Source organism: Bradyrhizobium ingae (assembly GCF_055791185.1).
Genome location: NZ_JBVUBB010000002.1, coordinates 295,819 through 322,514, shown reverse-complemented (window position 1 = coordinate 322,514; position 26,696 = coordinate 295,819). Strand labels below are relative to the sequence as shown.

At 61.6% G+C, this 26,696-nt stretch carries 25 protein-coding genes; 16 read left to right on the top strand and 9 right to left on the bottom strand.

Annotated elements, in window-relative coordinates:
* Positions 1 to 3 precede the first annotated feature (3 nt).
* A complete protein-coding gene (locus tag ACV1FX_RS04090; protein WP_473116262.1) occupies positions 4 to 990 on the bottom strand; it encodes an ABC transporter permease in 987 nt (328 codons plus the stop codon).
* Positions 991 to 1,216: 226 nt separating this feature from the next.
* Here ACV1FX_RS04090 and ACV1FX_RS04085 point away from each other — a divergent pair, with 226 nt between their 5' ends.
* The 4 genes from ACV1FX_RS04085 (at position 1,217) to ACV1FX_RS04070 (ending at position 6,370) form a co-directional block, all read left to right on the top strand.
* Positions 1,217 to 2,407 carry an LLM class flavin-dependent oxidoreductase gene (locus tag ACV1FX_RS04085; protein ID WP_473116261.1) on the top strand — a complete coding sequence of 397 codons (1,191 nt, stop codon included), beginning with the start codon at positions 1,217 to 1,219 and terminating at the stop codon, positions 2,405 to 2,407.
* A 296-nt stretch (positions 2,408 to 2,703) separates the two neighbouring features.
* Entirely contained in the window at positions 2,704 to 4,302 is a 1,599-nt protein-coding gene (locus tag ACV1FX_RS04080; protein WP_473116260.1) for an ABC transporter substrate-binding protein, read from the top strand.
* A gap of 137 nt (positions 4,303 to 4,439) precedes the next feature.
* Positions 4,440 to 5,336 carry an alpha/beta fold hydrolase gene (locus tag ACV1FX_RS04075; protein WP_473116259.1) on the top strand — a complete coding sequence of 299 codons (897 nt, stop codon included), beginning with the start codon at positions 4,440 to 4,442 and terminating at the stop codon, positions 5,334 to 5,336.
* 410 nt (positions 5,337 to 5,746) lie between these two features.
* On the top strand, positions 5,747 to 6,370 hold the full coding sequence (locus tag ACV1FX_RS04070) for a helix-turn-helix domain-containing protein (RefSeq protein WP_473116258.1): 624 nt from the start codon (positions 5,747 to 5,749) through the stop codon (positions 6,368 to 6,370).
* Between the two features lie 102 nt (positions 6,371 to 6,472).
* Here the strand turns inward: ACV1FX_RS04070 and ACV1FX_RS04065 are convergent, their stop codons facing one another.
* Entirely contained in the window at positions 6,473 to 6,781 is a 309-nt protein-coding gene (locus ACV1FX_RS04065; protein ID WP_473116257.1) for a hypothetical protein, read from the bottom strand.
* A gap of 501 nt (positions 6,782 to 7,282) precedes the next feature.
* On the opposite strand from ACV1FX_RS04065, the gene ACV1FX_RS04060 reads away from it, so the two are divergent.
* The 5 genes from ACV1FX_RS04060 to ACV1FX_RS04040 are packed head-to-tail and all read left to right on the top strand — an operon-like array spanning position 7,283 to position 11,802.
* A complete protein-coding gene (locus ACV1FX_RS04060) occupies positions 7,283 to 8,101 on the top strand; it encodes a transporter substrate-binding domain-containing protein (protein WP_473116256.1) in 819 nt (272 codons plus the stop codon).
* On the top strand, positions 8,098 to 8,865 hold the full coding sequence (locus tag ACV1FX_RS04055) for an amino acid ABC transporter permease (protein WP_473116255.1): 768 nt from the start codon (positions 8,098 to 8,100) through the stop codon (positions 8,863 to 8,865). The genes ACV1FX_RS04060 and ACV1FX_RS04055 overlap by 4 nt, the downstream gene beginning before the upstream one ends.
* The gene (locus ACV1FX_RS04050; protein WP_473116254.1) at positions 8,855 to 9,658 is read left to right on the top strand and encodes an amino acid ABC transporter permease; all 804 of its coding nucleotides are present in this window, start codon (positions 8,855 to 8,857) and stop codon (positions 9,656 to 9,658) included. The genes ACV1FX_RS04055 and ACV1FX_RS04050 overlap by 11 nt, the downstream gene beginning before the upstream one ends.
* A 3-nt stretch (positions 9,659 to 9,661) precedes the next feature.
* Positions 9,662 to 10,444: an amino acid ABC transporter ATP-binding protein gene (locus ACV1FX_RS04045; protein ID WP_473116253.1), complete on the top strand. Its 783-nt coding sequence runs from the start codon at positions 9,662 to 9,664 to the stop codon at positions 10,442 to 10,444.
* 47 nt (positions 10,445 to 10,491) lie between these two features.
* Positions 10,492 to 11,802, top strand: coding sequence for an LLM class flavin-dependent oxidoreductase (locus ACV1FX_RS04040; protein ID WP_473116252.1), 1,311 nt, complete (start codon positions 10,492 to 10,494; stop codon positions 11,800 to 11,802).
* Between the two features lie 15 nt (positions 11,803 to 11,817).
* On the opposite strand, the gene ACV1FX_RS04035 is transcribed toward ACV1FX_RS04040, so the two are convergent.
* Complete coding sequence (locus ACV1FX_RS04035; protein ID WP_473116251.1) at positions 11,818 to 12,444, bottom strand: nitroreductase family protein; 627 nt, start codon at positions 12,442 to 12,444, stop codon at positions 11,818 to 11,820.
* Positions 12,445 to 12,882: 438 nt separating this feature from the next.
* On the opposite strand from ACV1FX_RS04035, the gene ACV1FX_RS04030 reads away from it, so the two are divergent.
* The 4 genes from ACV1FX_RS04030 to ACV1FX_RS04015 are packed head-to-tail and all read left to right on the top strand — an operon-like array spanning position 12,883 to position 17,553.
* On the top strand, positions 12,883 to 14,385 hold the full coding sequence (locus ACV1FX_RS04030; protein WP_473116250.1) for a sugar ABC transporter ATP-binding protein: 1,503 nt from the start codon (positions 12,883 to 12,885) through the stop codon (positions 14,383 to 14,385).
* A 3-nt stretch (positions 14,386 to 14,388) separates the two neighbouring features.
* Positions 14,389 to 15,420, top strand: coding sequence for an ABC transporter permease (locus ACV1FX_RS04025; RefSeq protein WP_473116249.1), 1,032 nt, complete (start codon positions 14,389 to 14,391; stop codon positions 15,418 to 15,420).
* 35 nt (positions 15,421 to 15,455) lie between these two features.
* Positions 15,456 to 16,490 (top strand): substrate-binding domain-containing protein, encoded by a 1,035-nt coding sequence (locus ACV1FX_RS04020; RefSeq protein ID WP_473116248.1) that lies wholly within the window; start codon positions 15,456 to 15,458, stop codon positions 16,488 to 16,490.
* 25 nt (positions 16,491 to 16,515) lie between these two features.
* Positions 16,516 to 17,553 carry a substrate-binding domain-containing protein gene (locus tag ACV1FX_RS04015; protein ID WP_473116247.1) on the top strand — a complete coding sequence of 346 codons (1,038 nt, stop codon included), beginning with the start codon at positions 16,516 to 16,518 and terminating at the stop codon, positions 17,551 to 17,553.
* A gap of 41 nt (positions 17,554 to 17,594) precedes the next feature.
* On the opposite strand, the gene ACV1FX_RS04010 is transcribed toward ACV1FX_RS04015, so the two are convergent.
* Positions 17,595 to 19,139, bottom strand: a complete 1,545-nt coding sequence (locus ACV1FX_RS04010) for an ABC transporter substrate-binding protein (protein ID WP_473116246.1) — start codon at positions 19,137 to 19,139, stop codon at positions 17,595 to 17,597.
* 476 nt (positions 19,140 to 19,615) lie between these two features.
* Here ACV1FX_RS04010 and ACV1FX_RS04005 point away from each other — a divergent pair, with 476 nt between their 5' ends.
* Complete coding sequence (locus ACV1FX_RS04005) at positions 19,616 to 20,617, top strand: alpha/beta hydrolase (RefSeq protein ID WP_473116245.1); 1,002 nt, start codon at positions 19,616 to 19,618, stop codon at positions 20,615 to 20,617.
* 219 nt (positions 20,618 to 20,836) lie between these two features.
* Positions 20,837 to 21,619, top strand: coding sequence for a MetQ/NlpA family ABC transporter substrate-binding protein (locus tag ACV1FX_RS04000; protein ID WP_473116244.1), 783 nt, complete (start codon positions 20,837 to 20,839; stop codon positions 21,617 to 21,619).
* A gap of 147 nt (positions 21,620 to 21,766) precedes the next feature.
* Here the strand turns inward: ACV1FX_RS04000 and ACV1FX_RS03995 are convergent, their stop codons facing one another.
* Positions 21,767 to 22,741, bottom strand: coding sequence for a quinone oxidoreductase family protein (locus tag ACV1FX_RS03995; protein ID WP_473116243.1), 975 nt, complete (start codon positions 22,739 to 22,741; stop codon positions 21,767 to 21,769).
* A 102-nt stretch (positions 22,742 to 22,843) separates the two neighbouring features.
* Between ACV1FX_RS03995 and ACV1FX_RS03990 the strand changes: the two genes are divergently transcribed.
* Positions 22,844 to 23,263 (top strand): winged helix-turn-helix transcriptional regulator, encoded by a 420-nt coding sequence (locus ACV1FX_RS03990; protein ID WP_473116242.1) that lies wholly within the window; start codon positions 22,844 to 22,846, stop codon positions 23,261 to 23,263.
* A 135-nt stretch (positions 23,264 to 23,398) separates the two neighbouring features.
* Here the strand turns inward: ACV1FX_RS03990 and ACV1FX_RS03985 are convergent, their stop codons facing one another.
* From ACV1FX_RS03985 to ACV1FX_RS03970, 4 genes are all read right to left on the bottom strand, one after another.
* The gene (locus ACV1FX_RS03985) at positions 23,399 to 23,908 is read right to left on the bottom strand and encodes an Lrp/AsnC family transcriptional regulator (protein WP_473116241.1); all 510 of its coding nucleotides are present in this window, start codon (positions 23,906 to 23,908) and stop codon (positions 23,399 to 23,401) included.
* A gap of 71 nt (positions 23,909 to 23,979) precedes the next feature.
* The gene (locus ACV1FX_RS03980; protein WP_473116240.1) at positions 23,980 to 24,132 is read right to left on the bottom strand and encodes a hypothetical protein; all 153 of its coding nucleotides are present in this window, start codon (positions 24,130 to 24,132) and stop codon (positions 23,980 to 23,982) included.
* A 234-nt stretch (positions 24,133 to 24,366) separates the two neighbouring features.
* Complete coding sequence (locus ACV1FX_RS03975; protein ID WP_473116239.1) at positions 24,367 to 25,179, bottom strand: MetQ/NlpA family ABC transporter substrate-binding protein; 813 nt, start codon at positions 25,177 to 25,179, stop codon at positions 24,367 to 24,369.
* Positions 25,180 to 25,222: 43 nt separating this feature from the next.
* Positions 25,223 to 26,566, bottom strand: a complete 1,344-nt coding sequence (locus ACV1FX_RS03970) for an LLM class flavin-dependent oxidoreductase (RefSeq protein WP_473116238.1) — start codon at positions 26,564 to 26,566, stop codon at positions 25,223 to 25,225.
* Between the last annotated feature and the right edge of the window lie 130 nt (positions 26,567 to 26,696).

The window sequence follows — 26,696 nt, the reverse complement described above, 5'->3', positions numbered from 1 at the left end:
CGATCAGCGAGCCTCGATACGTGGGTCGAGCCAGGCCTGGACGAGATCGACCGTCACATTGGCGATGATCACGAGCAGGGATGACAGCAGGAGAATGCCGAGCAGCACGCTGAAGTCGCGGCTCATCACGGCCTCGAAGGCGAGCCGCCCGAGGCCGGGCCAGCTATAGACGGTCTCCACGACGACAGCGCCGCCGAGCAAGCCGCCGAAATGCATGCCCGCGACCGTGGTGACCGGCAGCAGCGCATTGCGCAGCACGTGACGAACGGTGATGACAAACGGCGAGAGCCCCTTGGCCGCGGCCGTGCGCACGTAATCCTGTGCCTGAGCTTCGAGCATAGCTGCACGCGCAAGGCGCGAATAGATCGCGATGTAGAACAGTGCCAGCGAAAGCGCGGGCAGGATCATGTAGCGCAGGCGATCGAGTATGGCTTCGAAGCCGTTGATGTTCGTGCCGATCGTGGCGGAGCCGCCGCTCGGCAGCCAGCCCAGCTTGACCGAGAACAACAGGATCAGCATCAGCCCGATCCAGAAGCCCGGAATGGAGTAGAACAAGGTCACGAAAATCGAGATCAGCCGGTCCGGCCAGCGGCCGGCAAAGGATGCCATCACGACTCCAAGCGCGATGCCGCCGGCGAGGGCGATCGCAAGAGCCGAGACCATCAGTGCGACCGTGCCGGGCAGGCGCTGACCGATGATGTCTGCGACGGGCAGGTTGTAGCGCGGCGAATAACCGAGACTGAAATGGGCGAGATTGTCCAGGTAAGCGATGAGCTGAACCAGAACGGGCTGGTCGAGGCCGAAGCGCGCGCGTAACGCGGCCACGGTCTCCATCGTCGCGGACCCGGACTCTCCGGCGAGTACGTCGGCTGCATCGCCCGGTGCGAGCTGCAGCAGAAAAAAATTGATCACGATGATTCCGATGACGGTCGGGACCGCCTGCCAGATCGTGCGACGAAAAGTCTTTGCGATACGCTCGGTGCTCGACATGTTTGTTCTAACTTGCGGCTTGTTGTCGGCAAGATGATTTCGATGCCGAGGTTGCATGCGATGTCGCGCGATCAAGAAGTGGAGGCGCGCGACGAATTTCGGTTAGTTGACAACATTGGTGCAGCAAGTCAACGTCGATGCATTCGCGTGTTGTCGTGTCGATTGCGTGCGCATTGATGTTGAAGGCGCGCAGCGCGTGATGTCTTTCGCGACGACGGGAATGATCATGACGATAGTGCACAAGCCGGGTGAAATTGTCGGTTCGCCGATCTTTCCAAGTCCGACGGAGTTTCCCGAAAGTCCGTTGTCGAAGTCGCTCAGGCAGCCGTTGTTGCTTGGTCTGTTCCTGCCGATACAAGCCGGCGGCTGGAGTGCCTCGACGCTGCCGCGATCGACGACGTGGACTTTCGATTACAATCGGGACCTGACGCTCAGCGCGGAAGCCCTTGGCTTCGATCTCGTCTTCGCCTTGTCGCAATGGCTGCCAAAGGGCGGCTATGGCGGCGTGTTCACGGGGCAGGCGCTGGACTCCTTCATCACGACGGCATCGCTTGCCGCGGTGACGTCGAAGATCATGTTGATTTCGACAATTCATGTGCTTTACGGTCCCATCCATCCCCTGCATCTCGCCAAGTATGGTGCGACCCTCGACCATATCTCGGGCGGCCGTTGGGGCATCAACGTCGTCACCGGTCATCGCGCCATCGAGCACGAGGCGTTTGGCTGGAACCAGATCGAGCATGACCGTCGTTACGAGCTTGCCGCGGAATTCATCGAAGTGTTGCAGCGCCTGTGGAGCGACGAAGAGAATTTTTCGTTCGCCGGCCAATCACCCTGGCGCCTGAGCAATGCCTTTGTGACGCCGAAGCCGCGGTTCGGACGGCCGATCCTCGTCAATGCAACGGGCTCGGACGCCGGCATTGCCTTCGCCGGCCGCTATTCCGATATCGTGTTTGTCACGAGCCCGGCAGGATCGTCCTTCGAGGCCGCTATCGAAGCGCTTCCGGCACATACAGCGCGCGTCAAACAGTCCGCGATCGATGTCGGTCGCGAGGTGCGCACGCTGCTCAATCCCATGGTGATCTGTCGCGAGACCGAGCGGGAGACCTGGGAATATCACGACGCCATCGTCGACCACATCGATCCTGCCGCAAGCATGCAGAATTTTGCCAGCGATGCGCATGCCTGGAAGGGCCGTGTGGGGCGCGACGCTCCGAAGCGGCGGGCCATCGGGGGCAATATCGAGGTGATCGGTACGCCGGAGCAGGTGGTCGAGCAATTCGTGCAGCTCAAGAAGGCGGGCGTCGACGGGCTGCAGCTCAGCTTCTTCGATTTCAAGCCGGATCTGGAATTCTTCGGCCGGCGCGTGCTCCCGTTGATGGAGCAGGCAGGCCTGCGGCATGCGGTGTCGGCCTAGAGCGAGTATGCGCGTTGCCGCGCGACGCGACGCCGCGGGCTCTCGAACAGTATTCCGCATAACGAACCCCGCGCTTGAGTAATTCAAGCGTGCGGATAATCGATCCCGCAGAGCGCGCGATCGCACAATGAAAATGTTGCTGCTGCGTGCGCGTCGGCCTGCGCGCACGATTGTGCGACGTCGCCACAAACAACAAAAGCAAATTCTCCTCGAAGCGTGTCTAAGATCGCTACGGCGTACGTCACGTGCTGATCCGCGGACGAGCTGCCGTGAAAAAAGCAAGGTGGAGATGAGCGATGGCGCTGGATCGTCGACGGTTTAATCAGGCAATAGTCGCATCCTCGGCCGCGGCGCTGCTCGGATCGGCGCGCGTGTCTGCGAGCGAGTTCAGGCCGATTTCGGGTGGAACGCTCAACTGGGTTTACTATCCCGACCCATCCGCGATCATTGCCATCAATACGTCCTCGGGAACCGGTCAGGCCATCGGCACGAAGATCAACGAGGGCCTGCTCGCGTACGACTATGATCTCAACCCCAAGCCGGTGCTGGCGACATCCTGGACCATCAGCGAGGACGGCAAGCGCTACACGTTTCGTCTCCGCCCGGGCGTGAAATGGTCGGACGGAAAGGAATTTTCGGCGGCCGATGTCGCCTTCTCGATTGAGCGGCTCAAGATCGCCCATCCGCGGGGGCGGATCACTTTCGCCAATGTCGAGGCGATCGAGACGCCGGACCCGTTGACGGCTGTGATCGTGCTGTCAAAGCCGGCGCCGTTCCTCATCGCTGCGTTGGCGGGGGCGGAGTCGCCAATTGTACCCAAGCACGTCTATTCGACCTTAAAGCCGGAGGAGCAGCCGCGGCTGGAGCAGATGATCGGGACCGGCCCTTTCATCCTGCGTGAATGGGTTCCTGGAAGCCATCTGTTGTTTGTCCGCAATCCCAACTATTGGGACGCGCCAAAACCCTATGTCGATCGGTTGGTGCTCAAGGTGGTGCTCGATCCGGCGGCCCGTGCCGCCGCGCTCGAGGCCGGCGAGGTGGACATTGGGTTCACGCCGGTGCCGTATGGGGATATCGAGCGCTTCAAGGCCGACAAGCGCTTCGTCGTCGATACCACGACCTACGCCTACTCAGGGCCGCAGCAGCAGCTCTTCTTCAATTTCGACACACAACTGCTCGGAGATCGCCGCGTTCGGCAGGCGATCGCCCATGCCATCGACCTGCGCGCGCTGCTCAATGTCGTCTATTTCGGCTATGGGCTGGTCTCGCCGTCACCGGTCTCGACGGCGCTGCCGAAATTCTATGACCCGAAGATCCAGGCCTGGCCGTTCGACCCGAAGGCGGCGGACCAGTTGCTCGATGATGCCGGCCTGAAGCGTGGCGCCGGGGGCATCAGGGCCAAGCTGAGGCTGACCCAGAATCCGTTCCTTCCGGCAAGTTTCGCCGATTTCCTGCGCAACTCCTTGCGGCGCATCGGCCTCGATATCGAGATCCAGCGCTACGACCTCGCGACATATCTGAATGTCGTCTATCGTGACCGGACGTTCGATCTCACGCTCGAGAGCCTGTCCAACACATTCGATCCCACGCTCGGAATCCAGCGGGCGTACTGGTCGAAGAATTTCCGCATCGGCCTGCCGTTCTCCAACGCTGCGCACTACGCAAATCCGGAAGTAGACGGCTTGCTGGAAGCGGCGGCGATCGAGCCGGATATCGAGAAGCGCCGTGCGCTCTGGTCGAAGTTCCAGTCGGTGATCCATGAGGAAGTTGCCTCCGTCGATCTCGTTGCCGCCAGCGGCGTGATCATCGCGAACAAGAAGGTGCGCAACTTCGCACCGGGCGCCGAGGGACTGAACGGCAGCTTCGCCGATCTCTGGATCGATCCAAGCGCTTGAGCGTCGAAAAGCACCGACGCGAGCGCTGACGGCAGCCGGCACTCTTTCGGAGAATTGGAGCGCCAGTTAATCCGCTGGCGAGCGGCGTAAAGGTCGACTAACAAGGTGGCGTTCGCTTATTGGGAGGACGCGCCAAGATGTTCGAGGGGTTTGAACGTCACGATATTCAGACCGAAGCTGCGACGATCGCCTCGTTCAAAGGCGGGAGCGGCCCTCCGCTGCTTCTTCTTCATGGTTACCCGCAGACGCACATCGCCTGGCATCGCGTCGCCCCCGTTCTGGCACGTGACTACACGGTGATCGCCACGGATCTGCGGGGATATGGCGACAGCCGCGGCCCGCAGCAGGTCGACGCCTCGGCCTATTCCAAGCGGGCGATGGCGCGCGATCAGCTCGCCGTGATGAAGCATTTTGGATTTGATCGGTTTGCGGTGATTGGGCACGACCGCGGCGCGCGGGTCGGATACCGGCTGGCCATGGATCACCCCGGCACCGTGCGTGCCTTCGTGTCCCTGACCGTTATCCCGACCTGTGAAGTCTGGGCGCGCGCTGGCAGGGACTTTGCCCTCGGGGCCTATCATTGGCCCTTGTTCGCGCAGCCCTATGACCTGCCGGAACGGCTGCTGAGCGGCGAGCCCGATTTTTTCCTGGACTGGACACTGCGCAAGATGACCAAGGATATCGGCTGCCTGTCAGACGACGCCGTCGCTGTCTATCGGCAGGCCTTCCGGCGACCCGAAGTGCGCCATGCGATGATGCAGGACTACCGCGCCGGCGCGACCGTCGATCACGAGCATGACCTTGCCGATCGTGCTGCCGGGCGGGTTCTTGATTGCCCGGTGCTGGTCCTGTGGGAGCAGGGCCGGTTCAGCGAGACAGATACGCCGCTTCAGATATGGAAGAACTGGGCCACTGAGGTTGACGGCTGGGCTATTCCGGGCGGTCATCTTCAGCCGGAAGAGCAGCCCGAAGCCGTGCTCGACGCCGTTCGTCCGTTTCTCGAGCGTCGTGCGTCGGGAGTCTCGCCACGTTGACGACGGGACACCATGTCTTGAGCAATGGGTTGCCGGAGAGCACAAATCTCACATTGCGACGGAGGCCTGTCCGAGAATGCTTTGCTCCGGCGGAGTATTTGACGGAACGTTTGTTGTTTTGTTTTGCGGCCGCTTGCCGCGGACGAAGCCACGATTACGATAGTCCGCATACTTCGAAAAAGTGGACAGCGGCAGGTTATGAATAGCGAAAGTTCGGCGAGCATTATCGATCTCGGCGCCTACAGGGCGCGTCGGCGTCAACAGCAGGCGGCTGCGCGTGCCTTGTCTCAGCGAACCGCGTCGAGCCCGTTTGCCGGCGGCATCGCGTCCCAGTTCGTCTGGTTCTGGCCGGCCTGGGTGTGGATACCCGTGGGCTTTTCGATGAGCCCGGCGGCTCGATCGGATGCTTCATGAGCGACGGCAGCGTCGCGCATTCACCGGATGCTGTTGCCCCATCCCTGACCGATCTGGATCTGCCGGCGATCGTCGGTCGCAACCTGCGGCGCTTGAGGACCAGTCGCGGACATTCGCTGGAACGGCTGGCCAAGCAGTCCGGCGTGAGCCGGGCGATGCTGGGACAGATCGAGACGGGAAAGAGCGTCCCCACCATCGCGCTGCTCTGGAAGGTAGCCAACGCGCTGCATGTTCCCTTCGCCAATCTGTTGCAGGCAGAGGTGTCGCGTGGGCCGATGGTTCTGCGGCGCAGCGATGCGAAGCTGTTATCCTCGAGTCAGGGACAATTTACCTCGCGGGCACTGTTTCCGTTCGATGACGACCGGCAGGTCGAGTTTTACGAGCTGCGGATCGCGCCTCTCCACCGCGAAGTAGCAGAGCCACATGCCCCAGGGACGCGCGAAAATCTCTTCGTCGCAAAGGGGGTGGTGGAGATCACGACCGGCTTCGACAAGCCGCAGACGCTTACGGAAGGTGATGCGATACTGTTCGAAGCGGATGTGCCGCACGTCTACAAGAACCTGGTCGCGACTGAGGCTGTGCTCTATCTCGTGACGACGTATGCCGACGGCGTCGGCTGACCCCGCGGGCAGCCCGGCAGGAAACTCGCCGCCGCCAGCAAAAAGAAAACGGGCCGGATGGTGTCCGGCCCGCTTTGGAAGTGCGCGAAAGACCGCCTGAGCTCAGGCCGCCGCCTTCATCGGCATGCACATCATCATCATGCCACCACAGCCCATCATCATGGGCATGCCCATCTGCATCATGTTCATCATGCCCTCGCAGCACTTCATGAACATGTCCTTCATGGAAGCGTCGGCTGGCATCATCTCGCAGGTCATGCCGGTGGAGGTCATGGTGCACTTCACCTGGCAGCCCATCATCATCGGCATGCCCATCATCGACATCCCCATCGGCATCATGCCGCCGGACATCATCGGGTTCATGGCGTTCATCATCATGGGCATCGGCATCATCTGCATCGCGGTATTCATCTTCAGTCTCCCAATTCCAGAGTAGGAAATAACTCGTGTGCTCCGGAGTTGGAGATAAATCGTGTTGCCGAATCCGAAAAGGACGAAAGGTTCATCTCTTCCACTTTCCTCCAAGAAGGCGGAGCGGTGTGAGCGGGAGTCGTCAGGTTTGTATAAGATAATGGAATGTCGTCCGCTAAATTGGATGGCGTTTCATCCACCCTCGCGACGATGTCGCGCGGGAATCGCAGAATCGACACCAGTCGCTGACGAACACTCCTGCTAATCCGCCGGCAGTGGCTGGCAAAACGTTCTCTGGCTGCAATCTCGAGAACCGTTCTCTTCTTATTAAGTTGCCCGGCTTTTCACGGTATCGGGCGCCCGGTAAACCGGCATCAGCAAACGATCGCGGACGCGCGGACCAGCGTCAAAGCCTCATCTCATATCGGACAAATTCCGGTCGGGGCTCCGCGGGCGCGATTGTCTCTGGAACGAGTCTCTAACATCGAACGAATGCAGCATATGAGAACGCAATACCTCGCAGCCTTGGTCGCCGCCTGGCTGCTGTTGCCAACCAGCGCCAGCCTCGCCGACGCGACATCGGACAAGATCAGGGAGCGCGGGATCATCACATTCGGTGTCATCCTGTCGGGTCCGCCCTATGGCTACATCGACCCGAAGACCAAGGAGGAGCTGGGCTTCAATATCGATCTTGCGCGGGAAATCGGCCGTCGCCTGGGCGTCAACGTCGCGCTGGTGCCGGTCACGCCGCCCAACCGGGTCCAGTTCCTGCAGCAGGGCAAGGTGGATGCGCTGATTGCAAATATGGATTGGACGGCTGAACGTGCCGAGATCCTGAACTTCGCCCCGACGCCCTTCTTCAGGGTTGGCGGTGCGCTGCTGGCCCGCAAGAGCGCGGCAATCAAGCATTGGAGCGATCTGAAGGGCAAGCCCGTCTGCGTGTCCCAGGGCAGCAACTATGCCAAGCCGTTGGCCGAGGAGTTCGGGGCGCAGGTCAAGGGCTATCCGAATCAGCCGGAATCGCTGCTTGCGCTGAGGGGCGGGAACTGTGTCGCGGCCGTTCATGTCTCCGGCACATTGCGTGCGCTCGTGAAGGACAGGGCGGACGAATGGCAGGAGTTTGAGCTGCCGCTGCCCACCGATCTCATTCCGTCGGACGGCGTGGTCTGGGTCCGCAAGGGTGAAGCCGACATTCAGGCGCGGATCGACGCGATCCTGAAGGAGCTGCACGGTTCCGGCTTCATTCTCGGGATTGCCGAGAAGAACGGGCTGACGATTGACGACTTCCTGCGCGAGGCGAATGCCCGCTTCAAGTCATGACCGTCGCATCCTCCGGTTGGTTCGTCGACGAGCCTCTGGCAGCTTTCGTTCGACTGGCGCGCGACGCGGGTCTCAATTTCGGTTTCCTGCTCGACAGCTATGAGCGTCCGATCTGGAACGAAGGGCTGTTCACGACCCTTCTGCTGGTCCTTTGCTCCATTCCGGTCAGTCTGGTCGGCGGAGCACTGCTGGCTGCGGCACTCACCTCGTCGCGCCCCTGGCTGGTTTGGCCGACGCGCGCCTTCATCGAGATCACGCGGAACACGCCAACGCTCGTGCAGCTCTACTGCGCCTTCATGGTGCTGAACATGCTGGTGAGCCAGGCGCTTGGCGGTGTCGAGCGCAATCCCTTCACGCCGTTCTTCTGGGTCGTGGCCGTGGCTGGACTTCATATCGCGGCGCTCCACGCTGAGTCGCTGCGCGCGGGCCTTGACGCCATTCCGCTCACGACGCTGGAGGCCGCGCTCTCGCTCGGTTTCAGCCGGCGCGAATTGTTCTGGCAGCTCGAATTGCCGCTCGCGCTTCGCGTCGCCTTGCCATCGATCACCAACAATTTGGTCAATCTGGTGAAGCTGACCTCGATCGGATCTGCAATCGCCGTCGGCGAGATCGTCTATGCATCGATCATGATCTGGACCGCGCATGACAACGTGATCGAGCTGATGGTGCTGATCCTGGCCGTCTTCGGCGGGCTCAATCTGCTTGTCTCGCTCGCCGGCCGATGGCTGGAGCGCCAGTTGAAGGTGCCAAGCCATGGCATTTGACGGGACACTTGCGGGCTTGAGGCCAAATCCCGCCGTTCGCCCGTCCGCAGTGTCCTGCTGGCTGGTCTTGGGCATCGTGACGTTGACGGCGCTGCTGTTGTTCGACTTTGCGTTTCCCAATTCCGCCGGTACGCTTCTGGAATGGTTTCCGTTGCTTGCCAAAGGCTTCGGCGTCAACGTGGCACTCACGCTCATCGCCGTGGCATCGGGCAGCCTTGCGGGCACGCTGATCGGATTGGCGGAGCTTTCGCCGCGCCGCTGGCTACGCTGGCCGGCCACTTTCTACGTGACAGTGTTTCGCAACGCTCCTTATTTGGTGGTCGTGTTTGCTGCGAGCTACACCATCCCCTTCGAACTCCGCGTGTTCGGCACCACCGTTCCGTTTCCGGACTGGCTCAAGGCCGCGATCGGACTGGCTCTTCCGGCAAGTGGACATATTGCTGAGCTCGTGCGCGGTGCGGTCCAGTCGATCCCGATGGAGCAATGGGAAGCCGCCGCAGCTCTCGGATTCTCGCGCTGGGAGACTCTGGCCTGGATCGTTCTTCCCCAGAGCTTTCGCCGCATCCTGCCGCCGTGGACCAATCTCTGCGCCTCTGTGGCGATGAACAGTGCGTTGGTCGCGCTTGTCGGCGTCCCGGATCTCCTGCACACCGCCAATGATGCCTCGACCGCGGTTCGGCGCACCGAATTCACCGTGGTCATCTATCTCCTGATCCTGCTGTGGTTCTTCCTGTTCTGCTATCCGCTGTCATGGACGACCCGGTATCTGGAGCGTCGGTTTTCCCAGGCCTGATCCATGACGAACGCAGCTCCCCGCTCTCTCGATGACGATCCGGCACCGCTCGTCCGGCTCCGCGACGTGCACCTGAATTTCGGTGCCGCCGCGGTGCTGAAGGGCATATCGTTTGATGTCAGGCGAGGGGAGACGATCTCCATCATCGGTCCTTCGGGCACCGGAAAATCGACCATCCTTCGCTGCATCAATGGTCTCATTGTGCCGCAGCAGGGGCAGATCGTCGTCAACGGCATCGAGGTGACGGCTCTGAGCACCGAGGCCCAGCGTATCGCGTTACGCAAGAGGATCGGCTTCGTGTTTCAGCAGTTCAATCTCTTTCCGCATCTGAACGTGCTGGACAACATCACCATCGCTCCGATCCGGATCCTGCGCCAGCCGCGTGCGGAGATGGAGGCTCTCGCCCGCGAGCTCCTGAGCCGGGTGCATCTGAGCGGCAAGGAGAAGGCTTACCCTTCGCAATTGTCGGGCGGCCAGCAGCAGCGCGTCGCCATTGCCCGCGCGCTTGCGATGCGCCCCGACCTCGTGCTGTTCGACGAAGTCACATCCTCGCTCGATCCCGAGACGGTGAGTGAGGTTCTCTCCGTCATCAAGGAGCTGGTCGCTGACGGACTGACCGGAATTCTCGTCACGCACGAGATGCGGTTTGCCGAGGAATGCAGCGACCGCATCCTGTTCGTCGAGGACGGAAAGATCGCGCTCGACGATTCTCCAGCCCGGGCCTTCGGGGCGGAGGCACCTCCGCGGCTGCAAGCCTTCATCCGCGGCACGTGGGATCGGGCCTGACTTGCCTCACACCTTTCAACTCCATCTACCCAGGCTGAATGTTCAAGATGAGCTCTCCAAAACGTCAAATTCACCTCGGCTTGTTCCTTCAGGGCGCCGGCCATCATGCTTCGGGCTGGCGCCATCCGGAGGCTCGTTCCGGCAGCGACAACTTTGGCCATTTGCTCGAGGTCACGCGGCTTGCGGAGCAGGCCAAGTTCGACCTGGTATTCCTCGCCGACGGTCTGACCAGCGGCAAAGGACATCACCCCTCGACGGCAGCACGGCTCGAGCCGCTCACCCTGCTTGGCGCTCTTTCGACCGTGACGAGCAAGATCGGTCTCGCCGCGACGGCCTCGACCACCTATGGCGACCCATTTCATCTCGCCCGCGCATTCGCGTCGATCGATCATCTCAGTAACGGTCGCGCAGCCTGGAACCTGGTCACGACGTCCTACGCCCGTACGGCCGCCAATTTCGGCCGCAACGCGCATCTGGATCACGCGGACCGCTATGCCGTGGCCGAAGAGTTCGTCGACGTCGTGAGGGGGCTTTGGGACGGTTGGGAGGAAAACGCGCTGCCCAAGAACAAGGAGACGGGCGTCTATTACATCCCCGAGAAGCTGCACGCCCTGAACCACAATGGTCACTATTTCGCGGTGCAGGGACCGCTCAACATCCCGCGTTCGCCGCAGGGGCATCCGGTCGTCATTCAGGCCGGCTCGTCCGATCGGGGGCAGGCTCTTGCGGCGCGTACTGCCGACGTCGTGTTCACGGCGCAGCAGACGCTCGCCGAGGCCCAGGCATTCTATGCCGGGCTGAAGGCGCAGCTTGCGGCGCATGGCCGCAAGCGCGATGACATTGCGATCATGCCGGGCTTTCTCCCGATTATCGGACGTACCAAAAAGGAAGCGCAGGAGAAGCTCGATCAGCTCGAGCGATGGACCGATGCGAGGGAGGTGCTGCCGCTTCTGTCGGAGCGGCTCGGGCATGACATGTCTGTCTTCGATCTCGATGGACCACTTCCGGATCTCCCCGAAACCGAGCAGCTGAAGAGCCGGCAGAAGCTGCTGATCGAACTCGCGCGACGCGAAAACCTCACGATCCGCCAGCTCGCGCAGCGCGTCGCCACCTCGCGCGGCCATCACGTTCTTCTGGGGACAGCCGAGGAGATCGCCGACGAATTGGAGGCGTGGTTTGAGAGCGGCGCGGCCGACGGGTTCAACATCATGCCCGCATACTTTCCCGGCGAGCTGGTAAACTTCGTTTCCGAGGTCGTTCCGCTCCTCCAAGAACGTGGATTGTTTCGCCGCGACTACCAAGCTGACACGTTGCGAGGCCATTTCGGTTGGCCCCGTGTGCCAAGTCCATATGCTTAAGCAAGGGTAGATTCGTTATCGCGCGGCCTCGAAGCGTTTCGGAAACAGTCCGCGCTCGACGAATTCGTTGACGGATGAGCGCGGGCTCGGCTGCTCGCGCTGAAGCAGTGCCGGTGCCAGATGCGCGCCGTCGCCCTTGCGGCCGACCGCGATCGCGATCTCGACGTTGAAGCCATCGGGCACGCCGAGGACGGTGCGCGCCTTGTCGACGTCGAAGCCGCTCATGCCGTGAGCAGCCCAGCCCGCAATCGCGACCTGGTTGGCGAAATTGGCCCATGCTGCTCCTGCATCGAAGGAATGGGTCCGGGAGAATTGCGCTTCCGTCTTGCCCGGCGGTATGAACTCTTTCCGCGAAAGCAGGTAGATCAGTGCTGCCGCATGCTGCGCCCAGCCTCGGTTGAATTCGATCAGCGGCGCAAGAAAAGCATCAAATTCCGCCTGGCCTCTCAGGGCATAGAGAAAATGCCAGGGCTGCGAGTTGTAGGCAGAGGGCGCCCAACGGGCTGCCTCGAAGAACGTTCGCAATTCGCTCTCCGGTATCTGCTCGTCGGAAAATCCCCGGGGTGACCAGCGATCGATGAAGATGCGCTCCGCCGGATGTTCTGCGGTTCGGTTCGTGCGATGCGAAGTCTGAGTTGTCACAATATGCCTCTCTCATTCCCCGGCGAGGCATTTGCATCGCGGGAGCATGCGTCCGGCAATATCACAGGTGCTCCAGCGTCGGACACATCCTCCTTGCAATGAAGCCAAATTTGGGAGGATTTCTCCGAGTTCAGGGAATTTCCAGAATTCAATTTTTGAATTTCTCGTCCATACGACAATTTCTTGCATCGGTAGCGAGCGGCTCCTGACACTGATCCGGCAATGCCGTCGTTGTTCGCCGCAACGCGATACCGCAAGCTTGTCACCGTGGCTCCGTGTGCTTGCCGCGAGGGGCAACGCGGCGCGGGCAGGAATTGTCATTGCAGAGACGCCGCTCATGTCGATGCAGATGTTTCCTTCGTCGCTCTTAGTTTGAAAACCATTCCGCCGGATTTGCCGATACGATCACTCTCGTAATCTTCGCGAGAACGTCAGCTAGTGCAATCGAACACATCGACAGCGCAAATTGCTCCCGGCAAGGGACTAGAGGTCCGCGGCTTATCGAAGCGCTTTGGCCCGACCGTGGCGCTTGAGGACGTCGCGCTCACGGTCGGCCCGGGCGAGATCGTCGGGTTGATGGGGGCGAACGGCGCCGGAAAATCAACACTGGTCAACATCCTTGCCGGCGCCCTGCATGCCGACGCTGGCGAGGTTTGGCTTGACGGCGAGCCTTTTCAACCGACCTCGCCAAGGGATGCTATTGCCGGAGGTGTTGTTGCGATTCACCAAGCCACCGACCGCGCCGGCGTTCCCGGACTCACCCTTGCCGATGCGCTTCTGCTCGATCGTTTTGCCGACGGCCGCGCGGGCCTGTTTGTCTCGCGGCGCTCGGTTCGAAGCGAGGCTGCGAAGATCGCCCGTCGCGCAGGTTTCGATCTGCCGTTGGATGACGATTTCGGCGATATCGGGCCGGCCGAGCGGCAGCTGGTTGGGATTGCGCGCGCGCTCTCGGCCAATCCGAAGCTTCTGATTCTGGACGAGCCGACCGCAAGCCTGTCGGCGTCGGAGGCCGATCGGCTGTTCACGATCCTGGAAGACCTGGCCTTGCGGGGGCTTTCGATCATCTACATCTCGCACCGTACGGCGGATCTGGCGCGGCTCGCAACGCGCGTGGTCGTGCTGCGCGGCGGGCGGGTGGTGGCGACCCAGTCGCGACGAATCGATTTTTCGCTTGCCCTCGAAGCGATGATTGGCCGGGCCGTGACAAGCGTCAGGCCCGCGTCTCGACCCGGGGGCGCATCGCGCCTCCGGATCAGGGAGTTGCGCTTTTTCACCGACAGTCGTCCGTTCGATCTCGACGTTCGCGAAGGGGAGGTCGTCGCGCTGATCGGTCCGCTCGGATCCGGCAAAAGCCGATTGTTGAATATTTTGTTCGGCGCCCAGACGGCGCATTCGGGCGAGATCGAGCTCGACGGCTGGCCGTTCCATCCTGCCTCACCGCGCGACGCGATCGCCGGCGGAGTTTTTCTGGCCGGCGAAGACCGCAAGCGAACTTCGTTTGTGCCCTCCGATTGGCCGGGCGGGACGGTCGCCGCCACGATCGCCCAGCCGCATCTTAGGCGCTGGTTTCCACTCGGTCTGTTGCTTGGCGCCAGGGAGCGTCAGGAAGCTGACCGTGCAGTGTCGCGTCTTGGCATTCGAGCTTCGGGGCCGTTCGCCCGCCTGGACACGCTCTCCGGCGGCAATCAGCAGAAGGTGGTTCTGGCGCGCTGGCAGGCCGAGCCGGCGCGGCTGCTGCTGCTTGATGAGCCATTCCAGGGCGTGGACGTCGGAGCGCGGGCCGACATCATCGCCGCAATTCGCGCGCAGCAGGGCGTTGCCACCCTCATCGCCACATCCGACGCGGAGGAGGCCTTCGAGGTCGCCGACAGGGTGCTCCTTCTCGACAAAACCGGACTTCATGCCGCAGGCGACACCGTCGCGGCATCCGCAGGATTCTGACTCATGACCACTACCACAGAACCGCTCGCCGCCACGGCCGCGCATCCAGTCACCCAACCTCTGTCCGAACTCGTGCGGCGCTGGGCAGTGTTCGCTCTGCTTGCTGGTTTGATCGTTCTTTTCTCGCTGCGAGAGGCGGCCTTCCTGACGCTGCCCAACGTGATGAGCGTTCTGCAGGCCGTGTCGGTGGTGGCGATCATCGGGGTTGGTGTGACCATCTCGATTGCGGTCGGCGGTTTCGACCTGTCTGTTGGAGCGGTCGCCGCGTCCAGTGTCATGACGGCGAGCTACGCCATGGTCGTCTGGCACTTCGGCGCGGCGGAGACGGTTCTTTTCGTCCTCGCACTCGGCCTTGGCATAGGCCTCATCAATGCATTCCTGATCGTTCGCCTCAACGTGCCAGACCTGCTTGCGACGCTCGCGGTGAACTTCCTCCTGACCGGGCTTCAACTCATTCCCACGGCAGGACGCTCCATCGCCACCGGTCTCATCCTGCCGGACGGAAGAGCTGCGAACGGTGTGTTCGACCCTGCGTTTCTAAGCCTGGGGCGGACGCGCCTGTTCGATCTGGTGCCGCTTCCGGTCGTGATCATGCTTCTGGTCGCGGTTGTCGCGGGAATCTTTACTGAGCGGACGAGGTTCGGCCGGCTGATATTCGCAGTCGGCGGCAACGAGCTGGCCGCGCGTCTGGCCGGTGCACCGACCGGACGGCTGAAGGTGCTGGCGTATGGCCTGTCGGGGAGCCTTGCCGCGCTCGGCGGCGTGATCGTTGCGGCTCGTGTCGGTCGCGGCGACGTATCTTCGGGGGCCTCGCTTCTGCTCGATGCCGTTGCGGCGTCATTGATCGGCTATGCGGTGCTGAATGCCCGCCGTCCCAATGTGCTGGGCACGGTCGTGGGCGCCATCTTCGTCGGCGTCCTCCTGAACGGCCTGACGATGCTGAACGTACCGTATTACACGCAGGATTTCGTCAAGGGCGTCGTTCTGGTCGGCGCCCTTGCTCTCACCTACGGCTCTGCCCGCCGCAGACGCTAATTCCTTCACTCACCAAAGAACCGGGGAAATCCAACATGAGCTTGCGCACGTCCTTGCCCGCTGCTGCTTTCGCAGCGGCTCTCGCCATCGCTCCCGCCGTCGCCGAAGGCATCGCAGGCGCGCCGCCGCCTTTCGACAAGGGCAACGTCAAGGTGGCGCTGGTCAGCTACATTTCCAGCGGCGACTTCTTCGAGGCCTACCAGTCGGGCGTGCAGGCGCAGGCCAAGAAGCTCGGGATCGACTTGCGTGTTTTCCCGGGCAAGCAGGATGCGGCCGAGCAGCGCTCGCAGATCGAGCAGGCCATCACCCTGGGCGTCAAGGCCATCGTGATCGACCATGGTTTGCCGGAATCGCTGAAGGACGTCGCCCAGAAGGCAGTCGATGCCGGCGTCAAGGTCGTCGCCTTCGACGTCAATCTCGACAATGCGAGGATTCCCCAGGTCGAGCAGAGCGATCATCAGCTTGCTCGCCTGGCACTCGAGCAGGCAGTGAAAGAGAATGGCGAGAGTTTTGCTGCCGGTTATGTCTATGTGGCCGGCTTTGCCCCGCTCGATCGCCGCAATGAGGTCTGGGAGGAGTTCAAGAAGAAATATCCCGGCATCAAGGAAGCGGCCCGGTTCGGCATCGTCAATGCCACGACTGCGTCCGGCGTTGCCGATCAGGCCAAGGCGGTGCTTCGCGCGCACCCGGAAATCACCGTCGTCTTTGCTCCCTACGACGAATTCGCGCGCGGCGTGAAGCTGGCGGTGAACGAGCTTGAGCTGCAGGGCAAGGTGAAGATCTATTCAGCCGACGTCTCGACGGCGGACATCCGTGAAATCACCGAGGCGAACAGTCCTTGGGTAGCGACAGTCGCAACCAATCCGGCAGTGGTCGGTGCAGTCTCGGTCCGCGCGGCGGCCCTTGCCGTGGCCGGCACGGATCCCGGCCATGCGATCACCGTGTCGCCCGTGTTGTTGACCCAGAAAGTGCTGGCCGAGAGTGGCGTGAAGACGGTCGAGGAGCTCTCGGCCAAGATTCCGTCGTTCGGCTCATCGTCGGCCGCGAAAGCGGCCTGGATTTCGGAATGAACCCTTGAATCTTGAGGACACGAGAATGATCAAGTTGAAATCCGCTATTGCCGCCGGTGCTGCGATGCTGGTGCTCTCCGCGCCTGCGTTTGCGGGCGGGCTTTCGGGTGCGCCGGCGCCGTTCGAGAAGGGCGGCGTGAAAATCGCCGTGGTCAACTTCATCGGCGGCGGCGACTGGCTTCAGGCCTTCGAAGCCGGGACCAAGCGGCAGGCCGATGCCCTGAACGTCGACCTGCGCATCTCCGAGGCACGCCAGGATCCCGATGCTCAGCGACGGCTGATCGAGGATGCCATCAATCAGAAAGTCGATGGCCTCATCATCAACAACGGCAAACCAGAAGCCCTGAAGGACGTGGCGCAGAAGGCGCTCGATGCCGGCATCAAGGTCGTCGCCTATGACGTCAATCTCGACGATCCGAAGATTCCGCAAGTCGAGCAGAGCGATGCCGAAATGGCTCGCCTCGTGCTCGATCAGGCGATCAAGGAGCAGGGCCATGGCATCAAGGGTGGGGTCGTCTATGTCGCGGGCTTTGCGCCGCTCGATCGTCGCTACGCCGTCTGGAAGGAGTTCGGGAAGGCGCACGGCCTAGAGGAACGTGCGGTCTGGGGCGTCGTGAACGATTCCGTGCCGGCCTCGGTCGCCGACCAGACCAAGGCCGTGCTGCGGGCACATCCGGAAATCACGGCCATCTTCACGCCTTGGGATGAGTTCGCGCGAGGGGTGAAGCTGGCGATCGACGAGCTGGGAGTCGCCGACAAGGTAAAGATCTACGGGGTCGATATCTCGACGTCGGATATTCAGGCGATCATCGAGCCGAAGAGCCCCTGGGTGGCGACGGCGGCCACCAATGCGGCTGTGGTCGGCGAAGTCTCGGTGCGCGCGGTTTCGCTGCTCGTCGCCGGTCAGGATCCCGGTCATTCCGTGCTGGTCCAACCGCGACTGGTGACGCGGGCGGACCTCGTGGAGAACAACATCAAGACCATCGAGGAGCTGGCGGCCAAAATTCCAGCCTTCCGCACCAGCGAGGCAGCGACTGCACCGTGGATCCCGTCGGTCAAGTGAACTGAAGCACCGCGGGCGCATTTGCGCCCGCGGTGCCGCGTTCACCGGTCGAGCCAGGCGTCGGAAAAGTCACCGGCGGTGAGGTCCACGCTGTTGTAGAGATCGCGCACGCGAGCGTTGCTGACGATGGTCGTCTCCAGCGCCACCAGCGGCAGAGCGGGCAGGTCGTCGCTGGCAATTTTCTGAATCTGGCGGAATTGCTCGGCGCGACGGGCCTCGTCGCGTTCAGTGCTGGCCTGCCGGAACAGCTCGTCGACCGCTGGATTGTTGTAGTGGGCGGCGTTGACATAAGGCAAGGGATGCTTGATCCCGTCGGACCAATAGATCCGCTGCACGCCGACCGTCGGGTCGAACAGCAGGCCGAGCCCGTTCAGGTTGAGATCGAAATCCCGGTCGTAATAGACGCGCTTGATGAAGGTGGCGAGGTCGCCGTCGAGAATGTCGACGCGGATTCCTATGCGACCGAGAGCCGATCGCAAGTAGCCAGCCGTCGCCTTGAATGCCGCGCCCGGGATGAAGGTCAGCTTCAGCGCGAACCGGAAGCCGCCGCTACCACGCTTGAGGCCGGCTTCGTCGAGAAGACGGTTGGCTTCGTCCAGATTGAAGGGATGATTGAAGGTCGTCCGGTCGAAATAGGCCGACAGGACTTCGGGAATCGGCGAGCGGATTTCGCCGGCATAGCCGTAATAGATCCACTGGCGGATGAAATCGCGATCGATGGCGTGTGCTATCGCGTGCCGCACCGCGCGTTGGGTGAGATACTGGTTGTCGAGGCTGAACTCCAGGATCACGGCATTGTTGAGATAGGCGTCTCGTTGGGAGGAAACGACGAATTTTCCACCTTCGGCCAGTCGTTTCACGTCGGACAGTGAGAGGGTGCCGCTGCCGGTGGTATCGGCCTCTCCCGTCTCGAGCGCGGCGGAAGCTGCGGATGGATCGGTGACGAACTTGACGATGAACCGATCCAGATGGGGACGATCGGGACGCCAATACTGGGGATTGCGGCGCAGGCTCACATGGCTGCCGCGCTTCCATTCCTCGAAGACGAACGGTCCGGTGCCGATCGGGGCGTTGTTGTTGGCGCTGCTGTCGAGATTATCGGCCTGATAGGCGTGACGCGGAAGTATAGGGGATTCCGCGGCCGAGAGCGCCTTCAGGAAATAGGGCGTCGGCTTCGACAGCTTCACCACGGCGGTCAGTGCGTCCGGCGTTTCGACGCGATCGAGATTGGCGAAGCTGATCCGGCCGCGCGGCCCGACCTTCTGCAGGGCCTGCAACGAGAACTGGACGTCGGCGGAAGTGAAATCCGCGCCATCGTGCCATTTGACGCCCGGCCGCAGGGTAAAGGTGTATTCGAGCCCGTCCGCGCTCACGTTCCAGGCCGTTGCCAGCAGCGGGCGCGGCGTGAAGTCCGCGCTGTAGGTCAGCAGGCCCTCGGTGACCTTGGTGCTGATATTGCGGGTGTTCGTGTTGGTGTCGAACAGGGGAACGAGCGTTCGTGGTTCTCCCTGCGTGACGACGGTCAGCGTTCCGCCGCGGCGCGCCTCGGCAAGGGCAGGGAAGCCGGCGAGCGGCAGGGCGGCCATGCCGGCGCCTGCCTTCAGGAGGGATCGTCGATCAAGGAGACCGCGTACGCGATCGGAAGTCGTCACCATCTGGCTGAACTTTCTGGTGTTGTGCGCTGGGTTTCAGCGATGCGCGCGCAAGCTAGTGCGCTGCGATATGTGGGGTCAATTTTGTATTTGCGGTCGTTTGGAGATGAAGTGCTGCCGTTAGCCGAAGCGGACAGAAGGCTCTGCTGCGGTCGGCCCGTCGATCGACGTTGCACGTCCCAGTGTCGCGCTGCCGCGCCCCCGGCGAGGGATGATCCGCAGCGTGTTAGCATGCCGGACACGACATTTTCGCCTGTTGTCGTGACATACGGTGGAATGAACCTGCTGGCCAACACGCGCTCTGAATGGCGTTCATCGTCTTTGCCGCCGCTCGATTGATAATCATGTTGGGGCTAGCCAACATGCTCACCCGGCATGTTCAGGCCTCCGCACGAGGGACGTAAGTTCACATGAAGCACTTGTTGTTGTCGTCACTCCTGGTGTCGCTCGCGGCTACGTGGCCCTCAGCCTGGTCGAAGGAGCCTCCCCAACTCGTCACTGAGGATTTTCACGTCCCATCCGCGACGCACGGCGTTCGGCTCTTTCTGCGCAACAAGCGTCCAAAGGACCTTGTGAAGTTCGATGCGTCCCGCACCGTGCTTTACGTTCATGGCTCGACACAGCCGTCGGAAACCGTGTTCGATCTGCCGGTCGGGCAGGGGTCCTGGGCCGACTACATCGCGTTACAAGGCTACGACGTCTGGCTCGTCGACGTTCGTGGTTATGGCGGCTCGAGCCCTCCGACGGATCAGTCAAAGCCATTCGCGACGACACGAGAAGCCGTCGACGATCTCGGTGTCGCCGTCAACCACATCCTCACGCAGCGCGCGATATCGAAATTGCAGTTGATCGGCTGGTCATGGGGAACGTTGATCGCCGGCAGCTATGCGGCCGAGCAGCCGCAGAAGGTCGCTGGCCTGGTTCTGGTCGCGCCGCCCTGGCTCTCGTCAGCCGGCGGCAAGATCCCGGAAACGGCGTGGCAGGAATGGACGATCGATAGTGCGCTCAGGCGGCTTCAGACCGGCGTGCCGGGCGGGCAGGCGGAAGCGATCTTTCCGTCCGCGTGGAAGGTGGTCTGGGAGCAGGCTCTTCTCGCCACCCAGCCGGATGCCAAGGCGCATAATCCGCCGCGCTTCCGCTCGCCGACCGGCGTTGTGGCTGACGGTGCCGAATATTGGAGCGCCAACAGGGCAATCTATGATCCCGGCAGGATTTCCGCGCCAACGCTCATCATCCGCGGGGAGTGGGACGAGCTGACACCCCTGAGCCAGTCACAAGCGCTGTTCGCGCTTCTGCGCAATGCGCCGGTGCAGCATCTGATCGAAATCCCGCGCGCCACGCATTTCGTCGAGGTCGAGACGGGGCGCGACATCCTCTTTCATGAAGTCCAGAGCTTCCTCGACCGCAATTGACCGGCCGAACGATTCCGCCGGCTCCGCACCGTAGCGCGATTGAAGGTCTCCAGTGAGTTCAGCGGCGCGGGCGTACGAAAGAAATGCGGCTGCGTTGGCGCATATCGAGAAGAGTTCTTTCATCGCAGCGGTGATCTTTGGTTTGGCGTTTCATTGTGCATGTGGCGAATTTTTCTCATGATGCGCTCTGTTCGCCTCACAGGATGCAGATTGAAAAAAATGAAATATCGCTTGCTTTCACTCGTCGCCGGAATCGCACTTCTCGCCGTACCGGCTCTTGCAGATCAGAAGATCAAGGTCGGAATATCCGGCGGAGACTCCGAGATCGTCTGGGCGAAGGTCAAGGAAATCGCCGCCAAGGACGGGCTCGATGTCCAGGTGGTGGTCTTCAACGACTATCTGCTGCCGAATGCTGCGCTCGATGCCGGTGATCTCGACGCCAATGCCTTTCAGCACAAGCCGTTCCTCGAGAACCAGATCAAGACGAGAGGCTATAAGATCGCACCCGTCGGGGAGACCATCGTTGCTCCGATCGGCCTCTATTCCAGGAAGGCAAAATCCGTCGCCGACATCAAGGATGGTGCATCGATCGGCATTCCCAACGATCCTTCGAATGGCGGCCGCGCGCTGCTGCTGCTGCAGGCTCAAAAGCTGGTGAGGCTGAAGGACGGGACGGGTATCCTGCCGACGGTGCTCGACATCGTCGACAATCCGAAGAAGCTCAAAATCCGCGAGATCGACGCGGCCCAGCTTCCGCGCAGCCTTGATGACGTCGACGCCGCCGTGATCAACACCAACTACGCTGTTCCCGCCGGGTTGATCCCGGGTAAGGATTCCATCGCGATCGAATCCTCCGTCGACAATCCCTACAACAACTTCATCGCTGTCCGGGAGAAGGACAGGGACGCCCCCTGGGTCGCGAAGCTTGTGCACGCGTATCAGAACGACACTATCCGCCAGGTCATCAAGGACAAATTGCCCGGGCAGATTCCGGCGTTTTGAGGCTAAGGGATTGGAAGGCGGCAAGCCGTTTGACTGAATGTGCTGATCCGGCGACGGCGCCGGATCAGCGTACTGCCCGACGCTGGCAGCAAGTGCGCCTCTACACATGGACGCCGACCGACCCCGATTTGCTCCCGGGAGGATCTCCTATGGGATCAAAACGATCTTCCCGGTCGCCGATCGGCTCTCGATCTTTCGATGAGCGTCTGCAACCTCATCCAAGGAGTAGGTGCCGCCAATGATCACGGTCAGTGCGCCCGTCGAGGCAAGCTCGAATAGCCGAGTGAGGTCAGCGCGGAGCGAGTCTGGAGCGAGCAGCGGAAGGAGCGCAAAACCGCTTATCGTTTGGTTTTTTGACGCCATATCCTCCAGCTCCTGATGGGTGAAGGCTAGTCTTCCGAGGGCGCCGAACATCAGGATTCCGCCCGGCTTCAATGCCTTGAGACACCCCGAGGCGACAGTCCCGCCGACGAAGTCATAAGCGAGGTCAACGCCGCCTGCACCGGTGGCTTCCAGTACCGCGTCGCTCCACCGGTGATCCCTGTAGTTCAGGGCAATGTCAGCACCGAGGGAGCGTGCCAAGCTCAATTTTTCCGATGTGCTTGCCGTAGCGATGATCCTTGCTGCCCCCTCGCGCTTTGCGAGCTGCACGAGCAAACTGCCAACTCCGCCCGCGGCCGCTGTGACAAGCACCGTCTTGCCGTTGAGCGGGTATCGTCGGACGGCGTGGAGGGCCGTGAGACCCTGAACCAATAGAGCGACTGCGACCTCTGGCGAGACGGAGTCCGGCATTGGCACGGCTGCAGCGGCGTCGACTGAGACGTACTCCGCATAGCCACCGCTGCTGCCGAAAGCGAAGAGCGGGATCGCCACTCTTGTCCCCGGCGCAATCTTCGCTCTCCTTCCTGCCGCCTCGACCACACCGGCTATCTCGACACCGAGCATCAGCGGCAGATCAGGTGTGACAGCATATTCGTCCCGGCGCATCAGCGCCTCGAAGAAATTGATGCCGGCCGCCTGCACGCGCACCAGGATCTGCCCGTCGGCAGGCGTTGGTTTGGGGACTTGCACGACATCGAGAACGTCGGGTCCCCCGAACCGGCTCAATCGAACTGCTTTCATGATTCATCCCGGACGAAAATCAAACAAGGTGCACCGTTTCTATCTGTGGATCTTTGCGATACGCTAGGGACAAGTTTATCCAATAGGAACCTGTCGGTAACCATGAAGAGTTCGAGCAAGCGACTTCCCGCCTTGCCGATTGAGCGCGCGCTGAAAGTCATAGCGGGACGTTGGAAGGCGTTGATCCTCTACCACCTTCTCGCTGGTCCCAGGCGGCTGTCGGAATTACGTAGGCTGGTCCCGGGGATCAGCCAGAAGGTTCTCGTGCACCAGCTTCGCGAACTTGAGGAGCACGGGCTCGTTCGCCGCGAGATTTTTCGTCAGGTTCCGCCTCGCGTCGACTACTCGGCGACCGAGCTGGGACTAAGCCTGCAACCCATCATGCTGGCCCTGTGCGAGTGGGGACAACACCATGCCAGGGAGCTCAACGAGTTTGACGGCCTGAGGGACTGTGTCGTGAGGCCGGTTGTTGCAAACGATGTCTTGTCCGCGCGGGTCAGGCGCCACGGGCCTACGCACTAGCGCGCCTATCGGAACGACACCATCCGCCAGGTCATCAAGGACAGGTTGCCCGGGCAGATTTCGGCGTTTTGAGGTCAGGAGGTGTGCCATGATCGTGAGGCCGTCAACGGCCTCACGATCGTGATGAGCAAGGCTTCAGTCAGCCACCACCATCGGGATCGGCAGCGTGGTGACCGACTTGATCTTCTCCATCGCGAAACGCGAGGTGACGTTCTTCAGCGGTACTGCGCCGATCAGTTTCTTGTAGAACACGTCATAGCTTTGCATGTCCGCGACCACGACGCGCAGCATGTAGTCGACGTCGCCGGCCATGCGATAAAACTCCATCACCTCGGGCATGGCGCTGACGGCAGCCGCAAACCGTTTCAGCCAGGCATCCGAATGATCGGAGCTCTCCACCGACACGAACACGGAGAGGCCGAGCCCGATCTTGTTCTGGTCGACGAGGGCCACCCGCTTCAGGATGACGCCGTCGGCTTCCAGGCGCTGGATGCGCTTCCAGCAGGGGGTGGAGGAGAGGCCGACCCGGTCACCAATCTCGGCGACGGAGAGCGAAGCATCTGCCTGGAGCACCATCAGGATCTTGCGGTCAATGGCGTCGAGCCGACGGCTCGTCTCGGGAAGTTGGACGGCGAGGTCAGTCATGGGGAGGATTTTGTTCCGTTTTGAAGTGAGGAGATTGGGCAGCGCTGTTGCTGCGGCGGCTTTCGGTGCCATCAGCCGTGGGGACCAAACATGAAGATGTCGAAGAGATTGTCGACCTCGCCATCGCGCTCGCGTGAATGGGCCTCACGGACGCGCCGGTTCCAATCGCGGGCTTGCTCGAGGAGCTTGGCGAGATGCGTGTGCAGTAATGCGATGTAACCCACAGTCCCTCTCATTCAGTCAGCGAGGAGAGCGACGTCAAGCTATCATGCCGAAATCGGCCTTGAACACTGCCGCTGGGCGGCAGGCGCAAGTTTGGTAGAATCGTTTCGAGCGCGCGAGCCGTTTGAGAAGTGCATTTTAAGGTCTTGCGCAGGCGTAGACGATTTGTCGCCCCAGCTCGGGCGACAAGCCGTTCTGATCGCAAAGCCTCAAGCTTTGACCAGCGGAGCGGGAGCTCACTTCAGATAGTCGGGCAGCTTGAACCCGTCATAGAAGCGATCCGACAGAATTGCAGTCTTGAACCCGGGCGACTTGTATCCTGCGATGATGTCCCGCGCCCATTCGGCATCGGCGTTAGCCTGCTTCACGGCAACGACGTTGATGTATGGCGTCGTCATCTTCTCCAGTGCAAAAGCGTTGGTCAGCTTCAGCCCGCTGTAGATCGCAAAGTTGCCCTGAACCGCGGCAAAGTCGACGTCGTCAAGTGCGCGCGGCGCCTGCGCGGCTTCCAGCGGAATGATCTTGATGCCGCCTGGATTCTTGATCACGTCGAGCTCGGTGACGTCGACCGGCTTGCTGTCGCGAATTTCGATCAGGCCGAGATCGCGCAGAACCCACAGGGCGCGCTGGAGATTGACGGGATCGTTGGGCACTGCGACGCTCGAGCCCGGCTTGATCGGCGTGCCGAGTGGATGCTTCTTGGAGTACAGTCCCATTGGTGGGGTCGGCACGTGAACGATGCCGACGAGATCGGTCTTCTGCCTCTCGTTGTAAGAGTTGAGAAAGATCGTGTGCTGCATCACATTGGCATCGATCTCCGACTTGAACACGGCGTTGTTCGCCTCGAGACCGGTCGAGAACTCGACATAGCGGATGGTATAACCCTTCTTCTTGAGCTCCGGTTCGACGCCGACCTTGAACTCGTCGATATAGGGACCGGGCACGAATCCGACTTTGAGCTCGGCCTTGGCGGGTTGCTGCGCCAGCGCATTTCCGACGGCGAGGGAGAGGATCGAGAGGCTAGACAGGAACAACCAGACTTTCTTCATTTCAAACTCTGCGGACTTTCTTGGATATTGTGGTCAGAAGGTCTCAGGCGATCGCCTTGACCGCGTTGGAGTAGATGCTTGCAGGCCGTGTGAGGCCATAGTGCTCGCGCAACGTTGAGCCGCTGTAATCCTCGCGGAACAGCCCGCGCTTGCGCAGGATCGGCACGACCTGCTCGGCGAAACTATCGAGCCCGCCCGGCAGCCAGGGCGGCATGACATTGAAGCCGTCGGCTGCGCCGTTTTCGAACCAGGTCTGGATATTGTCGGCGATCCTCTCTGGCGTTCCCGCGATCACCCAATGGCCGCGGGCGCCGGCGAGGCGTTGGACCAATTGCCGGATGGTTGGCTTCTCGCGATCGACGATATCGACGACCAGCTTGAACCGGCTTGCGACACCGCGCGCGCTGGCCGTGTCGATCAGATGACGCGGGAAGGGGCCGTCGAGATCATAGCCGGAAAGATCGAGCCCGATCATCTGGCGGAGCTGCGTCAGCGAATATTCGGGCTGGATAAGCTCGTTGAACTCCTCCTGCAAGCGATCGGCTTCTGCTTGGCTGCTGCCGATGAACGGGCTGATGCCGGGCAGGATCTTGATCTGATCGGGGCTGCGGTCGAACAGGCGCGCCTGCTTCTTGATGTCGGCATAGAACTGCTGGGCGCTGCCCAGCGTCTGATGTGCGGTGAAGATCGCTTCGGCGAATTGCGCGGCAAAGGCTCGGCCGTCGTCGGAGGAGCCGGCCTGAACGTAGACCGGGCGGCCCTGCGGCGTGCGCGAGATGTTCAGCGGTCCGCGAACGCGAAAATGCTTGCCGACGTGATTGAGCGCATGGATCTTGCTCGTCTCGGCGAACACGCCCGATACGGGATCATTGACCAGTGCGTCGTCTTCCCAGCTGTCCCAGAGCCGGGTGATGACGTCCAGATACTCCCGGGCGCGCTCGTAGCGCTCGTGATGCAGAGGATGCTCGGGCAGGCCAAAATTCTGTGCCGCCTGTGGCGCGCTGGTGGTCACGATATTCCAGCCGGCGCGGCCGCGGCTGAGGTGGTCGAGTGAGGCGAACAGACGCGCCAGATTGTAGGGCTCGGTATAGGTCGTCGACGCCGTCGCAATCAACCCGATGCGGCTGGTCACTGCGGCGATCGCCGCGAGCCAGGTGATCGGCTCGAAGCGGAATCGCTGAGCGTAGCGCACGTTATCGGCCAGCGCCGGCCCGTCGGCAAAGAAGATGGCGTCGAATTTGTGCGCTTCGGCCTTCTGCGCAAGCTCCTGATAATGCGTGATGTCGAGAATGCGCTCCGCCGCCGAATCCTTGTAGCGCCACGCTGCTTCGTGATGGCCGCCGGGATAGATGAAAACGTTGAGGACAAGCTGGCGCTGGTTGCTCATGGTTTATTGCTCGCGTGGAGGCCGCGTCGAGCGACCCGATCGGTGCGACTCTATGTCGGCGTTAGCGCGAATGTCGATGAAATGGATTTGCGTTGTTGCCTGGAGCGCGAGCAAGAACTTGCGAAAAACG

Excerpts from the sequence above, each read along its gene's own strand:
- ACV1FX_RS03995 (WP_473116243.1), bottom strand. The coding sequence starts at position 22,741 with ATGAAAGCAGTTCGATTGAGCCGGTTCGGGGGACCCGACGTTCTCGAT.
- ACV1FX_RS04020 (WP_473116248.1), top strand. The coding sequence starts at position 15,456 with ATGAGCTTGCGCACGTCCTTGCCCGCTGCTGCTTTCGCAGCGGCTCTC.
- ACV1FX_RS04025 (WP_473116249.1), top strand. The coding sequence starts at position 14,389 with ATGACCACTACCACAGAACCGCTCGCCGCCACGGCCGCGCATCCAGTC.
- ACV1FX_RS04080 (WP_473116260.1), top strand. The coding sequence starts at position 2,704 with ATGGCGCTGGATCGTCGACGGTTTAATCAGGCAATAGTCGCATCCTCG.
- ACV1FX_RS04085 (WP_473116261.1), top strand. The coding sequence starts at position 1,217 with ATGACGATAGTGCACAAGCCGGGTGAAATTGTCGGTTCGCCGATCTTT.
- ACV1FX_RS03990 (WP_473116242.1), top strand. The coding sequence starts at position 22,844 with ATGAAGAGTTCGAGCAAGCGACTTCCCGCCTTGCCGATTGAGCGCGCG.
- ACV1FX_RS04065 (WP_473116257.1), bottom strand. The coding sequence starts at position 6,781 with ATGAATACCGCGATGCAGATGATGCCGATGCCCATGATGATGAACGCC.
- ACV1FX_RS04090 (WP_473116262.1), bottom strand. The coding sequence starts at position 990 with ATGTCGAGCACCGAGCGTATCGCAAAGACTTTTCGTCGCACGATCTGG.
- ACV1FX_RS04010 (WP_473116246.1), bottom strand. The coding sequence starts at position 19,139 with ATGGCCGCCCTGCCGCTCGCCGGCTTCCCTGCCCTTGCCGAGGCGCGC.
- ACV1FX_RS03970 (WP_473116238.1), bottom strand. The coding sequence starts at position 26,566 with ATGAGCAACCAGCGCCAGCTTGTCCTCAACGTTTTCATCTATCCCGGC.
- ACV1FX_RS04050 (WP_473116254.1), top strand. The coding sequence starts at position 8,855 with ATGGCATTTGACGGGACACTTGCGGGCTTGAGGCCAAATCCCGCCGTT.
- ACV1FX_RS03985 (WP_473116241.1), bottom strand. The coding sequence starts at position 23,908 with ATGACTGACCTCGCCGTCCAACTTCCCGAGACGAGCCGTCGGCTCGAC.
- ACV1FX_RS04075 (WP_473116259.1), top strand. The coding sequence starts at position 4,440 with ATGTTCGAGGGGTTTGAACGTCACGATATTCAGACCGAAGCTGCGACG.
- ACV1FX_RS04000 (WP_473116244.1), top strand. The coding sequence starts at position 20,837 with ATGAAATATCGCTTGCTTTCACTCGTCGCCGGAATCGCACTTCTCGCC.
- ACV1FX_RS03975 (WP_473116239.1), bottom strand. The coding sequence starts at position 25,179 with ATGAAGAAAGTCTGGTTGTTCCTGTCTAGCCTCTCGATCCTCTCCCTC.
- ACV1FX_RS04015 (WP_473116247.1), top strand. The coding sequence starts at position 16,516 with ATGATCAAGTTGAAATCCGCTATTGCCGCCGGTGCTGCGATGCTGGTG.
- ACV1FX_RS04070 (WP_473116258.1), top strand. The coding sequence starts at position 5,747 with ATGAGCGACGGCAGCGTCGCGCATTCACCGGATGCTGTTGCCCCATCC.
- ACV1FX_RS04005 (WP_473116245.1), top strand. The coding sequence starts at position 19,616 with ATGAAGCACTTGTTGTTGTCGTCACTCCTGGTGTCGCTCGCGGCTACG.
- ACV1FX_RS04055 (WP_473116255.1), top strand. The coding sequence starts at position 8,098 with ATGACCGTCGCATCCTCCGGTTGGTTCGTCGACGAGCCTCTGGCAGCT.
- ACV1FX_RS04060 (WP_473116256.1), top strand. The coding sequence starts at position 7,283 with ATGAGAACGCAATACCTCGCAGCCTTGGTCGCCGCCTGGCTGCTGTTG.
- ACV1FX_RS04040 (WP_473116252.1), top strand. The coding sequence starts at position 10,492 with ATGAGCTCTCCAAAACGTCAAATTCACCTCGGCTTGTTCCTTCAGGGC.
- ACV1FX_RS04045 (WP_473116253.1), top strand. The coding sequence starts at position 9,662 with ATGACGAACGCAGCTCCCCGCTCTCTCGATGACGATCCGGCACCGCTC.